Source organism: Mucilaginibacter ginkgonis (genome assembly GCF_009754905.2).
In the GTDB taxonomy this organism is placed as follows: Bacteria; Bacteroidota; Bacteroidia; order Sphingobacteriales; family Sphingobacteriaceae; genus Mucilaginibacter; species Mucilaginibacter ginkgonis.
On the sequence record NZ_CP066775.1, the window covers coordinates 460,974 to 474,009 of the forward strand.

General features: G+C 44.6%; 13 protein-coding genes. 5 read left to right on the forward strand and 8 right to left on the reverse strand.

The genetic code is table 11. The annotated features are described in order from the left end of the window. Window positions 1–105: 105 nt before the first annotated feature. The 5 genes from GO620_RS02145 to GO620_RS02165 form a co-directional block, all read right to left on the reverse strand. The gene (locus tag GO620_RS02145; RefSeq protein WP_157522576.1) at window positions 106–1,578 is read right to left on the reverse strand and encodes a restriction endonuclease; all 1,473 of its coding nucleotides are present in this window, start codon (window positions 1,576–1,578) and stop codon (window positions 106–108) included. A gap of 85 nt (window positions 1,579–1,663) precedes the next feature. After that, entirely contained in the window at window positions 1,664–1,900 is a 237-nt protein-coding gene (locus GO620_RS02150; RefSeq protein ID WP_157522573.1) for a helix-turn-helix domain-containing protein, read from the reverse strand. 436 nt (window positions 1,901–2,336) lie between these two features. Next, window positions 2,337–2,945 (reverse strand): ParA family protein, encoded by a 609-nt coding sequence (locus GO620_RS02155; RefSeq protein WP_157522570.1) that lies wholly within the window; start codon window positions 2,943–2,945, stop codon window positions 2,337–2,339. A 58-nt stretch (window positions 2,946–3,003) separates the two neighbouring features. After that, complete coding sequence (locus GO620_RS02160) at window positions 3,004–3,300, reverse strand: hypothetical protein (protein WP_157522567.1); 297 nt, start codon at window positions 3,298–3,300, stop codon at window positions 3,004–3,006. After that, a complete protein-coding gene (locus GO620_RS02165) occupies window positions 3,297–3,599 on the reverse strand; it encodes a helix-turn-helix domain-containing protein (RefSeq protein ID WP_157522564.1) in 303 nt (100 codons plus the stop codon). Before GO620_RS02165 ends, GO620_RS02160 begins: the two co-directional genes overlap by 4 nt. 156 nt (window positions 3,600–3,755) lie before the next feature. On the opposite strand from GO620_RS02165, the gene GO620_RS02170 reads away from it, so the two are divergent. Genes GO620_RS02170 through GO620_RS02180 form a run of 3 tightly spaced genes read left to right on the forward strand, consistent with a single transcriptional unit; the run spans window position 3,756 to window position 7,159 of the window. After that, on the forward strand, window positions 3,756–3,926 hold the full coding sequence (locus GO620_RS02170) for a DUF3606 domain-containing protein (protein ID WP_157522561.1): 171 nt from the start codon (window positions 3,756–3,758) through the stop codon (window positions 3,924–3,926). Window positions 3,927–3,983: 57 nt separating this feature from the next. Then, window positions 3,984–6,893: a DNA ligase D gene (ligD, locus tag GO620_RS02175; RefSeq protein ID WP_157522558.1), complete on the forward strand. Its 2,910-nt coding sequence runs from the start codon at window positions 3,984–3,986 to the stop codon at window positions 6,891–6,893. Between the two features lie 32 nt (window positions 6,894–6,925). Beyond that, window positions 6,926–7,159 (forward strand): hypothetical protein, encoded by a 234-nt coding sequence (locus GO620_RS02180; protein ID WP_244139449.1) that lies wholly within the window; start codon window positions 6,926–6,928, stop codon window positions 7,157–7,159. Between the two features lie 84 nt (window positions 7,160–7,243). On the opposite strand, the gene GO620_RS17450 is transcribed toward GO620_RS02180, so the two are convergent. After that, window positions 7,244–7,396 (reverse strand): DUF2256 domain-containing protein, encoded by a 153-nt coding sequence (locus tag GO620_RS17450; protein WP_157522555.1) that lies wholly within the window; start codon window positions 7,394–7,396, stop codon window positions 7,244–7,246. Next, window positions 7,383–7,868, reverse strand: a complete 486-nt coding sequence (locus tag GO620_RS02190; RefSeq protein WP_157522552.1) for a DUF4385 domain-containing protein — start codon at window positions 7,866–7,868, stop codon at window positions 7,383–7,385. The genes GO620_RS17450 and GO620_RS02190 overlap by 14 nt, the downstream gene beginning before the upstream one ends. 159 nt (window positions 7,869–8,027) lie before the next feature. On the opposite strand from GO620_RS02190, the gene GO620_RS02195 reads away from it, so the two are divergent. Both GO620_RS02195 and GO620_RS02200 read left to right on the forward strand, forming a co-directional pair. Beyond that, window positions 8,028–9,029: a sensor histidine kinase gene (locus tag GO620_RS02195; protein ID WP_157522549.1), complete on the forward strand. Its 1,002-nt coding sequence runs from the start codon at window positions 8,028–8,030 to the stop codon at window positions 9,027–9,029. A 20-nt stretch (window positions 9,030–9,049) separates the two neighbouring features. Then, window positions 9,050–9,196 carry a sensor histidine kinase gene (locus tag GO620_RS02200; protein ID WP_244139450.1) on the forward strand — a complete coding sequence of 49 codons (147 nt, stop codon included), beginning with the start codon at window positions 9,050–9,052 and terminating at the stop codon, window positions 9,194–9,196. Here the strand turns inward: GO620_RS02200 and GO620_RS02205 are convergent. Next, window positions 9,193–12,906: an ATP-binding protein gene (locus GO620_RS02205; protein ID WP_157522543.1), complete on the reverse strand. Its 3,714-nt coding sequence runs from the start codon at window positions 12,904–12,906 to the stop codon at window positions 9,193–9,195. The genes GO620_RS02200 and GO620_RS02205 overlap by 4 nt on opposite strands. Between the last annotated feature and the right edge of the window lie 130 nt (window positions 12,907–13,036).

Genomic DNA, 13,036 nt, shown 5'->3' on the forward strand with positions numbered 1-13,036 from the left:
TATTGATTAGAGCTTACCTTGCATTTTCTGAAAATGTTACTGTCACAATAAATTCTCATATTTAATTAAAAAAAATGCATTATGTAAAAAACAGTTGCTTGTACATCAATTCTCATCCCTATTAATAATATTCTGTCTTTCCCATGGCTCTGGTTGTTCGGGCAAGATCAACATGGGGATTATAACATCACCGTATTCTTCGCTCATTTGACCTAAGGCAATCCGTTGCTTATTTCGAGGCTCAGCTAATAGTGTTTCAATGCTTTTGATTCGTAGTTTGATTTCTGTTTCTACTTCTACAATCCCACACTCTTTTAAAAAATATTTTCGAAGTCCGTCTTCATCGTAATCCTTTAAAAAAAGATCCATAACCTTTCTGAGGAAATAAGCGTTTCCTACCTGTGCTGTTTGAAGGTCTAATTGCAAATTGTTTTTCTGTTGATTAAGTAGAAACGTATCCGGATGGCAAGCCCAAATCAACGCTCGTGGCGACCATCTGATGAGCTTTAAACATACTGCCTTTGTTTCTGCGTCCAATGACATTTCTCCTTGCATAGTGAGGATTACTTGAAGAAGTTCTGGGTCGATCAAATCCCAATAGTGCTTAGTCCCTAAGGCGAATAGTAGTATTCTGTCATTCAAAAAATAACGAATAAACGCAACCGTGCTATTAATTTGCCCATTCGTATGGTGGGTAATTAAGGTGTATTTACCTTTTTTGACATCTAAAAGTTTTTCCTCAAGGAGAGATTGAATAGCAACTGATATTTCATCAAGGGAAATTTTTCCAATTTGACTTTCTATTGCCTCCCTGTTCTCGTTTTCTAAAATTTGTCGAACACTAATTGCTTGTCCAGTTATCAGTAGTACTGAAAGAACATATTTCTGAATAAACTGCATTCTTTTGATAGCTTCATTCTCAGCCAGCAAATCAACATATTCGCGTAATTCGGTATTGTCCTGAATAAGTTTACCAATGATTTGAACTTCTTCAGAATCAATTGGTTTACCGCCACCGTCGAAAACGGTAAATGTTTCCTTGGCAAATTCAACCAACCAATAACACTTTTTTTGATAGTAAGCAAGGTCGCTGTTAATTACTGTCCTTGAGGTGAGATTTGAGAGCTGATAGATTATTTCCTCAATGGAACTAAGCTGCATCTCGCTTTTTATAAGCTTGATTAGATCATCCCCCTCTACAATTTGAAGATGTCCTTTATTCTTGCGTAGACTTTTAAAATGCCCCCACACATTGCCGTTAACTCCATTTAATGCTATAAAGCACCCAAGAGCGACACTCTGATTTCCATGCTCGTAAGCGTATAATTTCCCTAAAAACTTCAGCCAATCTGGTAAATTCAATGGGGTTTTGTAAGCCTTGCATTCACAAATAACATCATGAAAAACTTCATCTTTTAATCCTCGCTGTCTAAGTCTGGCGGTAAGATCAATTTCGTCCCCGCCTGCACGAACTTCATTTGCAACGATCTGCTCGTAGCCTATTTGTGTCAATAGACATTTTGTAAGTTCCTCCAATTGACGGCCCTTGTCATCTGTGTTTTTCCCGAGAATTATCATTTGTTAAAAATAAATAATGAGATACAAATCAACTCGTAATTGAAACAATTGGGAAAAAAGAAAACGTGTTTCGGCAGATTGTTTACTAAAAATTCAACAACTCTTTAGCCTCTACTCCTAAACCTTTGGCAAGCTCAAAAATGCTGGATAATTTTAAGTTTGTTTGTCCAGCTTCTATTTTGCCAATCTTACTAAAATCCAATTCGCATCGAGCAGCTAAATCACGTAATGACAAATTTTGTCTCTCACGAAGTAACTTTAGTTTTTGGCCGAAATCAGATTGCAGTTTCTTGTAGTCTTTCAATGCTTTATTATAAAGCATTAAGTTGGATTTTTATTTGAAAAAATTTGTGTACTCACAGGTACACAAATCATTATTTTAATTATATTTGTTTTGCGATACTTATAATATCAAAAATATTTAAGCATTCGCTTAAGTCTCGACTTAGAAACCTGAGAAATTTTTAACGCCGCGAGATAAGAGTGAAATGCCCACGCCATAGTCATCGGTGTGGGCTCTCTTACTGTGGCAAGGCCTTCTCAGGTGCCTTAAGTCGGTAAGTTGAGTCCGCGCCTTTGGCTATGGCGTTTTTGTGACCGGCTTATATCAAACCTCGATATGCAAGCGGTATATATAGATCCCCGAGTCTGTTTTCATACTCTTTCATGTGAATGTCTATAATTATAGTTTTCTATAACTGATCGAACTCCGTATAGAATTATAGATTATTAGCATTCTATAATTCTATTATGGGTGATCAGCGGTCGCTTATTTCGGTGACAAGTTCTTCAGCCAGCGATGTGATTTCCGATATAGCTTTTCGGTCGCCGGTTTTCATGATTCCGCCGGTAAGTGACGAGCGGGTAATGCTCACCCTGTCGTGAATGACCGTTTGCAGCAGGGGAATGTTCATGTCTTTCAAAAGACTGATGACATCCTGGGTAATTCCTGATCTCGGCTTCACCATATTGAGTACAATCCCCGCTTTAAGCGATGGCTTTTTGCGTTGGGCCTCTTCAATGAGTGCCAGAGTCGAACGCACCGCCATTACGTCAAAGAAGCCTGCCTTGGTAGGCACCAGAATAAAATCTGATGCCAGAAATAAAGCAGGTAAGCGGTTAGATAGGTAGGGAGCTGTATCGACAATCGCTAAATCTTGTGGTAAAGTCGGTATACCATTAACATCGTCGGTGCTTCCTATAGAAAACTTTGCGAAATCCTCTTTAATATGATATAAGCTTCCCTGGAGATCAGTATCGATGACCGCCACACTTAAATGATCCTGAAAGCACAATGCCAAATTGATTGCTAAAGTACTTTTGCCTACGCCACCTTTCTGGTGCGCTATCGTTATCACCTTTGCCATGATATAGAATTTTAGATGTTTAGAATTATAGATGTATAGAAAAAGAAAATCATTGTCATTAATGGCCTGTTAGTCGATTTTGAATTTGTCTTTCCAGAAGCTTGGATGCCTGGCGATGATTGAAAATCCAATCTGTCGCCAGTACTTTCCAGTTGCGATAAGGTTTTCCCCGCGGGCTTTTCCAGCTGCAGTTTTCATAATGTCTAAAGAAATTACCGGCCTCGCCAAGCAAACCCTGCTGGTCGAAATAGATGAGAACGATTTGCTGATCAGGCGGCATCTCGTAGCCAAAGCCGTGTTGGGTAAAACATAACTTATCGGGCTGTGCTCTTCGTTTTGCTTTTCTTTTGATCATGAGGCCTCCATCATTTTTTCGATCTTATCACAATCGTAATAGGTTACACCGCCTAATTTGGTAAAAGGAATTTTTCCTTTGTCGCGGAGATATTGAAGCTTTCCTGCGGAGATTTTGAGGAGTTTACGGACCTCCATAGCCTTTAACCATTTTTGCCCGGCGTGTGTACCGGAACCTCTGATCAGGTTACGAAATTCGGCCAGCAACTGATCTTTCAGATCGAGGAAATCTCCTACGGTTATGAGCTGGTCACGATACAACCGACGTTCCCGCTCTTCACTTTTATTTATCTTTTCCATAGTCGTCGTGTGGACTACAAAAGTGAATAGCTTAAAACTTATCGGTTCAACCCTTGAACAATAGGGTGGGCATTTTTACGAAGTCGCCGTTTAAATGCGGCGTAAAACAATTGCTATAGAATTGCGGTTGAGCATAAAAAACAATTCATAAGACATATGCCAAGAGGAACAAAAGTTGAACGTAATTCCGTGTCGGAACAACCGCACGAATTGGTTTATGAAGCAAAGAAGGAAGGCACTACACCTAAAGCGGTGGAAGCTGCCAAGAAGTCAACCGGCTCCAATCAGCGCAAAGCCGTTGAGAAGAAGTTGTCCGGCAAGAAGTAACGTTTTTAGATAGCATAGTTTAACAGCCCCGAAAGGGGCTTTTTCGTCTCGTATAATTTGAAAATTGCAACTTACAATATCAATGGGATCAACGGTCGTCTGGCCGTACTGCTGCGCTGGCTGAGTGAGGCGCAGCCCGATATTGTCTGCCTGCAGGAATTGAAAGCCGAAAATTCCAGGTTCCCTGAAAAGGAGCTTAAAGCAGCCGGCTACAACGCCATTTGGACCGGGCAAAAAAGCTGGAACGGGGTTGCCGTCCTTTCTACAGCGGAAATTCAGGAGCTGCGTAACGATCTGCCGGGCGAGGATAAAGAATTTACCCACAGCCGTTATATCGAAGCTTTTACCCATAGCCTGGTGGTCGGGTGTCTGTATTTGCCCAACGGCAACCCATATCCGGGTCCGAAGTTCGATTACAAACTGCGCTGGTTTCAGCGGCTGGCTGATCATGCAAAAGGACTGATCGACCGCGATCTGCCGGTACTCCTGATTGGCGATTATAACGTTATGCCAACGGAACTGGATACCTACAAACCCGAAAAATACCTGGACAATGCACTGTTCCGGGTAGAGTCACGTGAAACTTACAAAGCTTTGGTTGACCAGGGGTGGACGGATGCCATTAGAAAACTATATCCTGAAGAGCGGATCTATACGTTCTGGGATTACCTGCGCGATGCCTATGGCCGGAATGCGGGATTAAGGCTCGATCATTTTTTGCTGAATAAGCGCGTAGCATCCCGGCTTATTACAGGAGGCGTTTATAAGGAAGTACGCGGATGGACAGGCGCAAGCGATCATGCCCCGGTTTGGATCGAACTGGACGATAGTAGTCCGCCCGGGAAGAGGAATAAAAATGAGATGGGCAAAAAAAACAATCCTGCGGCACACGCGGCAGGACCGGAAGTTTCCGAACCGAAAGGTTTGGAAGATATGCTGGAGAGCCTCCCCGAAATACCGCTGCCTGTTAACATCAAACCGATGAAAGCAACGCTCGTCGACGAACCGTTTGACGAATCTGGCTGGATCTATGAGATTAAATGGGACGGGTACCGGGCCGTTGCGACTATCAGTAATGGCGAGGTCAACCTTATTTCGAGAAATAACCTGGTATTTGAACAGTTTGCACCCATTAATGAGTTATTAGCAAAGAGCGGCTTAAATGCTATTTTAGATGGGGAGATCGTTGCTTTAAATGAGCAAGGCACTGCTGATTTTGGTGCGCTGCAAAACTGGCGCAATACAAAAAGTGCCCACCTGGTCTATTATGTCTTTGACATCCTTTGGTATAAAGGAAAGGACCTAACCGGCTTGCCCTTAAAAGCAAGGCGTGAAATTCTTGATGCCGTCCTACCAAAGGATAATGAAATGCTTCGGCCAAGCCAGGCATTTGAAGTAGGTGGAACCGAGTTCTTTGAAGCGGCGAAAAGAATGAACCTGGAAGGGATCATCGCCAAGCGTGCGGATAGTTTGTATACTTCGGATGCACGGTCGCGAGAATGGCTAAAGATCAAAGCCAAGCGCCGACAGGAAGTGGTGATTGCCGGCTTCACCCGAAATGAAGGAACGGTTAAATATTTCAGTGCCCTGGCTATCGGTGTTTACGACCAGAAAGGCGTATTGCGTTACATCGGTAAGGTTGGCACAGGCTTTAACGATAAAAAGCAAAAAGAGCTGATGGCCCAGTTTGAACCGTTGATTACCGCGGAAAGCCCCTTTGATGTGAAGCCGGATGTGGATGAACCTTCACAGTTCCGGCCGAGGCGTTTAGGCGCTAAGGCGACCTGGCTAAAACCCAAGCTGGTTTGCGAAGTAGAATTTGCAGAGATGACCAGTGATGGCAAAGTCCGGCAAGCCTCATTCAAAGGCATGCGCAGCGATAAGAACCCGAAAGATGTGGTGATGGAGGTTGCCGCTGATACAGAACAGCTGGTAGAGGAAGCGAAAATAAAAAGTGAAGCTATAGTTATTAAGTCATCCCCAAACGTTAAGGGCAAAAAGACGGCGGCACCGACACCCGGGAAATTGCTAACGGAACCGCTGCTGACCTTGGCAAATGATACTGAGGAAAAGAAAGTAGGGGGTCACCTGCTCAAATTCACACACCTGAATAAATTATACTGGCCGGAAGACGGCGTGAGCAAGCGGGACATGTTCAACTACTACCATCAGGTCGCACCCTATATGTTGCCTTATCTCAAAGACCGGCCTATGTCACTGAACCGCTTTCCTGGCGGAATATATGGCGAAAGCTTTTATCAAAAAAATGTGAAAGATAAGGCGCCCGCCTGGGCTAAGACCATGCCACATGCCAATGAGAAAGGGGAGGACAAGGATTATCTGTTAGGCAACGATGAAGCCACATTGCTGTGGATGGCTTCTTTGGGTTGTATTGAAATGAACCCATGGTTCAGCCGCGCACAATCACCTGATAACCCAGACTATTGCGTGATAGACCTCGATCCCGATAAACAGCATTTCGATCAGGTCATTCAGGCTGCACAGGAAGTTAAAAAAGTGCTCGATGCAATCGATGTACCCGCTTACCCTAAAACTTCCGGCTCAACCGGTATGCATATTTACATCCCGCTCGGTGCAAAGTATACGTACGACCAAAGCCAGCTTTTTGCGAATATCATTGTTAAACTGGTACAAAAGCAAATCCCGGATTTCACGACGTTGGAAAGGATGATCGCCAATCGCGGTGGTAAAATGTATCTGGACTTTATGCAAAACCGTCCCGGTGCGACCATTGCGGGTGTTTACTCGTTGAGACCAAAGCCTGGCGCGACTGTATCTATGCCCGTCACCTGGGATGAAGTCAGGCCGGGTCTGACCATGCGTCATTTTACCATTCATAATGCCATCGATCGTTTGAAAGAAACGGGCGACCTTTTTGAGGGGGTGTTAGGTGAAGGTATTGATTTGTTCAAGACCTTGGAAAAAGTAAGAACGCTCGGTGTCTAAGCGCGCCACCATATATATTTAAGCAAAAAAAGATGGAATTTAAAGGATTCGTCAAAGTCAAAGGCGCATGGGAGCATAACATTAAAATTATCAGCCTGGAAATACCGCGCGATGCATTAGTGGTGTTTACTGGTACCTCAGGTTCAGGCAAGTCCTCATTTGCCTTCGGAATGTATATGCTGAAGCCCAAAGAAGATACCTCGAGCCCGTTTCCCCTTATGCCACAGAGCCGCACTGGCCTGTATCTGGCAAAATATCTTCAATAATTCATGGAGACAGCTAAGTGATAGTGTGCGTGGTTAAATCGCAGCGCAATACATTATATATGTATCATCAAATTTAACTGAGTATTAGGAATTAGAATGACCTCTGTGATTTTTGCATTTGTCAGAGCAGTATTTCACTTCTGCCCATACCTTTTGCCATTTCTTTCGCCAGGTAAAAGTTCGCCCACAGGACACACACACCTTTTGAGGCAGGTTTTGCTTTTTAACCCCGTTCATGTTTCCATTGTTTCTTTAAGTTGACATAAAGTTTGTTCGCTTCAGCGGCTTTCCAGCGCTCATAGAAGATGGTAGCTGCCGCAGCTTTCTCTGACTCACCGGTTCCGCGTTCTAAAGGCGCATAGTGTTTTTCTGCGTCGTATTTTTTACCGCCTTTGTAATTGGCATATCGCCGCGCCCGGGTATAACCCATCTGTAAATATTTGCGGGCCATATCGGCGCCGACAAAGTCACCAGCACTTAAGTAATCTAAGAATTGCTGATAAATTTTCGTTGAGCTGGCTTCAGCAATCTCTCTGGTTTTGAAACGCCAGTTGGTACCAATCTCGCTTTTATAAGGTTCGCATATCAGTACGCCCTGGTCTCCCTTACCCACACGGTAAAGCTCTGGCTGCACCCGGTAATCTATATCGGGACGCCATGGATAATTCGAGTAATCAAAATTCAGATAAGACGGCTGCCGGCGTTTCATATTTAGTATCGATGTTGCAAAACTGTTGTCAAATCAGCTACGTTCTGCGGATAAATTATCAGACATTTTTATATATCGTTAGTTTTTTTAAAATTTACCCATCCCTATCGGAATTGTACCTAAGCCTTGCAGTTAATTTAATTGTAGCTTAGCATCGCTATGAAAGAAATAGGCGGTATCAATATTATTCCCGAAAACGATGCAGAGCGCGTAGCAGCCCTGGAACGTTACCAGATCGCCGGATCGCAGAAGGAAACGGCGTTTGATAGCATTTGCCGGCTGGCTTGCGAACTGTTTTCCGTTCCTATTAGCCATATTTCTTTTCTGGATGCCGATACGGAATATATCAAGGCTGAAGTAGGCATGAACGGGTTGGAGCGGCTTGGCCGTGCCGAAGGCTTCTGTGCCCTGGCTATCTTAAAGCCGGAGGTCATGTTGATTGAAGATGCGAGCCATCATGAGGTCTTTGCCAATCACCCTTATGTCACAGGTGAAACCATGATCCGGTTTTACGCCGCCGCTCCGGTAATTACACCGGATGGATATATAATCGGAACATTATGTTTGATCGATCAATCACCACGCCGGTTAAACAACAAAGAACGGGAACTGCTACAGCATTTGGCCAGGGTCGTCATGGAACAAACCGAACTCCGAAACGACAATATCAATCTGGTACAGCAGCGCGACCAGTTTATAGAGATTGCCAGCCATGAAATGCGCACGCCATTAACAACATTGAAGGCGGCCGCGCAGATATTAGGTCAAAAAAATACCGGCGATGCAGGGCTAATCGCGCAGGTCAACAAAAGTGTTCAAAAGCTTTCCGGCATGGTAAACGATATGTTTGATGCATTAAAGCTTTCAAAAAATACTTTCGACCTTAACCGGACTTCTTTTAACCTGCAAGCACTGATTAACAGTTGTCGGGATCAGGTCCGCCTGGTTAGCAAAAAAGAATTGATTATTGAGGGTGAAAGCAATTTTAAAGTGAGTGCTGATGAACAAAAGATCGAGCGTGTTTTGTACAACTTGATACAGAATTCTATAAAATACGCACCCAGGTCCGGCATCATCATCAGAACGGAAAAGCTACCAGGTTTTATAAAAATTAGTGTGATCGATCAGGGCCGGGCATTCCTGCGGACAAATTACCGTTGATTTTCCGGCGCTACTATCGTTTGGATCCAAGTGGTGTGCAAACAGGATTGGGCTTAGGCCTGTATATATCAGCCGAGATCATTAAGCAACATGGCGGTGATATAGGTGTTACATCTGAACCTGAAAAGGGCTGCACATTTTGGTTTACATTACCGTCAGGTATTTAAATCCCGGAGTTACCCTTAGACAAATCATTGTAGGGCAATGTAAAATGAAAAGTAGCCCCTTTGCCTATTTCGCTTTCTGCCCAGATACGCCCGCCGTGACGGGTTACGATCTCCGAACTTAAATATAAGCCTATACCAAAACCGGAGATATATTGGGTTTGACTGTTTTCTACCCTGTAGTAGCGTTCGAACAAAAGGTTCAGATCAGCGGGTTTAATACCCACGCCTTCATCTCTCACACTTACTCTTATCTCGTTACCCGAGGTAATGCAACTTATCTCCACGGGTTTGTCCCTCGCATATTTCACGGCGTTGCTTAAAAGATTGGTTAGCACCGTTCCGATTTTATCATGATCGGCAGATATCGTCACCGGCTCGCAATTAATCTCAAAGCTTTGTTTACCTGCCGTAAGGCTCACATCGGCTACCATTTCGCGGATAAGCTCATCCAGTCTGAACACAGAAATGTTCAATTGAATCTTCCCTGATTCCAGGCGCGAAACATTAAGGAACCCGTTAATCAGGCCAGTCATTTTGCGAACTTGTGATGTTACTTTCTCGAAAAGTGAAGTATTAAACTTATCATCCTTTTTTTGGGCATTCGATAAGCCAATTTGCGAAAAACCACCCAGAGACGTCAGCGGCGTTTTTAGCTCATGGCTTACCATACCTATAAAATCGTTTTTCCGCAAATCGTCTTCCTTCGACTCAGTAATGTCCAGAATTGTCCCGACCACAGAAATCACTTCACCTTTAGCATCCAGTTCTACTTTACCCGATGAATTGAGCCATTTTCGTTTGCTGCCATCAAACGGCTGAATTTGGTAATCTTCGCTGAAACTGCCTTTCGTTTCTACCGCTTTGGCGATTGCCTGGCTAAAACGTTCACGATGTTCTGGTACAACTACTTTTAAGGTATTTTCATAAGATAGCACTGCGTCCGGTGGAATTGCGTGAATGACGCGTGCGCGTGGTGATACTTCGAGGAGGTCAGTTTCTAAGGTGATTCGGTAAATCCCCATTCCGGAAGCATCCATTGCCAGGCGAAGGGTGTCACTGACTTTCTCCAGTTCCTGCCTGGCAGTTACCTGTGTGGTCACATCCGATGCAACAGCGATCATTCCATTGATCAGATTATTTTCATCTTTAAGGGCTTCAACCGTCAGGTTGACGTAAACCGTTTCATCTTTTCCGAATCGATGCAGAATAACCGGGATTTCTATAGCCACAAATCGCTCTCCGGTCTGATAAACCGTATCCATAATCTGCCTGAACCCCTGGGCATCCAGCTCGGGAATAGCATCAAATAATGGTCGTTTAGCTGTGGCTTCTTTGGTGCGCCCCCAATACATCAGCATCCGCTGGTTAGCCATTTCAATAATATGATTGGGGCCGCGATAGATGGCCATGGCCACAGGCGCTTCTGTCAACAAGCTCCTAAGCTGTTCTTCCGCGTGCCCGCGGGCTTTGCTTATGTTGATCTGGGCGCGGACTTTGGTCAGCAGTTCTGCAGCAGAAAAAGGTTTAACCAGATAGTCATCGGCTCCTGCCTCAAGCCCATCGATCCGGGCTTCTTCTCCAGCACGCGCAGATAGAAATATTACCGGAATACGATAAAAATCCTCATTACTCCTGATATATTGCAGAAGCGCCTTTCCATCCATCACCGGCATCATCACGTCGCTTAATATTAAACATGGAACAGCTTTCTTAATTTGCTTAAGCGCCTCTGCGCCATTTGATGCGGTTTCAATGGTAAAATAAGGTTCCAGAAGGCGTTTTAGATAAGCGCGCATATCGCCGTTATCATCCACTATCAGTATCCGGGTTTCTTTGTTTACTGTATTGTCCTGGCTGCTAACTACGTCACTGACTGTGTGTGTAACTTCATCAGAACTTTTATTGGCCTCATCCTGAAGCAAGCTGTAAGCTTCGCGTATAAAAGGTGCGGTCGCTGCTTCGAGACTAGTTTCCCGCACGCTATCTACGACCTGAGCAGGGGGAAGGTGCATTTTTCCTGAAGGAATCTTAACAGTAAAAGTACTGCCGCTTCCTTCGATGCTCCTGACACTAATCTCACCACCATGCAGTTCCACCAATTCGTTTACGAGCGACAGACCTATGCCTGTGCCTTCATGGGTACGGCCGGCGGAGTTTTCTACCCGGTGAAACCGCTCAAACATATGCGGTAGCTCTTTTTGGGGAATACCCACGCCTGTATCTGAGACTTCCAGCACGGCAAAATTGCCCATCTGCCTTAATTCTACTGTGATTCTGCCCTGTAACGTATACTTGAATGCGTTTGATAATAAATTAAGAACAATCTTCTCCCACATTTGCCGGTCGGCGTAAAAAGTGCCGGAAAGTACATCGCAACTTACCACCAGTTCCATCCCGGCTTTCTCAATGATAGAACGGAAACTACTGGCAAGATCGACGGTTAGCTCTGAAAGGTTCAGCGGCTGGTAAGCCGCTTGTACCCGCCCGGCTTCTACCCGGCTGTAATCCAGCAGGTTGTTTACCAGTTTCAGCAGGCGCATGGCATTGCGATGCGTGGCATCGATCTGCGATTTTTTATGTTCATCAGCTTCCGTTTGAAGCAAGTCTTCCAATGGGCCGAGCATCAGCGTCAGCGGCGTCCGGAACTCGTGACTTACGTTGCTGAAAAAGGCGGTCTTAGAACGGTCTATCTCAGCTAATGCTTCTGCACGTTTTTGCTCCTGTTCGTAAGCATATACATTTGAAATAGCGGTATTAAACGTTCCGGCTAGCTGATTATAAAAATTCAGATAAGGCTGGTCCAAAGCTCGGCAAGCGCTAACACCTGCGATGATAAAGCCGAACAGGTCGTTTTGCCCTGTGATCCTAACCGGTAATACCATGGCGGTATGCGGCGCAATTTCATAGGGTCCGCTTTCAAAATTACCAAACAGTTCAGCCAAATGTTCCACTTCGAGCATTTCGCCTGAATCGATCAACTGCTGTAGTGGCCATTTACTGTTGGATAATGTAATACTTGAAGTAGCCAGGGCGCTACCATTGCTGACGCCGGCTGAACTTACCAGGTATGCTTCATTGCCAGAAAGCTCATAAAAAAGCATGAAGGGAATATCCAGCTGATAACTTTCATACTGCGCACCGGTTAAGTCCGCGATCTCGGCAACTGATTTGGCCTTGCCAATAGAAGCACCAAGATCACGTAATACCTGGGTACGCCTCCCGGCCAGCATTTTTTCCGTGGTTTCGGTAATCGGGTGAAAGATGCCACCCACACCGCCGGACTCATCACGGATCGGGGCAAAAGAGAAGGTCATCCATGCTTCTTCCAAGTACCCGTAACGGTCTAGAAACATCCGTTGATCAGTGATATAAGTGCCTTCGCCTTGTTCGCCACGAGTAAATTTATCACCGACAACGGGTAAGGCAGTTTCCCAGCAAATCCGGAAATTCTGCCCCATAGACTCGGGATGCTTGGCACCGCAGATCGGGCGGTAGCTATCGTTATAAATCTGAATGGTTTCCGGCCCCCAAGCAATCAGAATCGGGAATGTTGAAGAAAGACAGAGGCTCACCGATGTACGTAAGCTTTGCGGCCAGCCTTCAACTGGTCCTAAAGCTGTTTGTGACCAATCCATAGAGCGGATTAATTTGCCCATTTCTCCACCGCCAGATAAAAATTGCTCGGTACTTTCGGTCACTCCTGAATCCATCTTTCAAAAACACTTAAAAAAGTAAAGATAAAAAATAAGATGAACCGACAATCGTAACATCTATATAGTATTCGATCAAGTTTTAGCAATCTTAATGATATAGTATTTTGAATGAACTGGTCTAACAGTT

Excerpts from the sequence above, each read along its gene's own strand:
- GO620_RS02145 (WP_157522576.1), bottom strand. The coding sequence starts at position 1,578 with ATGATAATTCTCGGGAAAAACACAGATGACAAGGGCCGTCAATTGGAG.
- GO620_RS02150 (WP_157522573.1), bottom strand. The coding sequence starts at position 1,900 with ATGCTTTATAATAAAGCATTGAAAGACTACAAGAAACTGCAATCTGAT.
- GO620_RS02155 (WP_157522570.1), bottom strand. The coding sequence starts at position 2,945 with ATGGCAAAGGTGATAACGATAGCGCACCAGAAAGGTGGCGTAGGCAAA.
- GO620_RS02160 (WP_157522567.1), bottom strand. The coding sequence starts at position 3,300 with ATGATCAAAAGAAAAGCAAAACGAAGAGCACAGCCCGATAAGTTATGT.
- GO620_RS02165 (WP_157522564.1), bottom strand. The coding sequence starts at position 3,599 with ATGGAAAAGATAAATAAAAGTGAAGAGCGGGAACGTCGGTTGTATCGT.
- GO620_RS02170 (WP_157522561.1), top strand. The coding sequence starts at position 3,756 with ATGCCAAGAGGAACAAAAGTTGAACGTAATTCCGTGTCGGAACAACCG.
- GO620_RS02180 (WP_244139449.1), top strand. The coding sequence starts at position 6,926 with ATGGAATTTAAAGGATTCGTCAAAGTCAAAGGCGCATGGGAGCATAAC.
- GO620_RS17450 (WP_157522555.1), bottom strand. The coding sequence starts at position 7,396 with ATGAACGGGGTTAAAAAGCAAAACCTGCCTCAAAAGGTGTGTGTGTCC.
- GO620_RS02190 (WP_157522552.1), bottom strand. The coding sequence starts at position 7,868 with ATGAAACGCCGGCAGCCGTCTTATCTGAATTTTGATTACTCGAATTAT.
- GO620_RS02195 (WP_157522549.1), top strand. The coding sequence starts at position 8,028 with ATGAAAGAAATAGGCGGTATCAATATTATTCCCGAAAACGATGCAGAG.
- GO620_RS02205 (WP_157522543.1), bottom strand. The coding sequence starts at position 12,906 with ATGGATTCAGGAGTGACCGAAAGTACCGAGCAATTTTTATCTGGCGGT.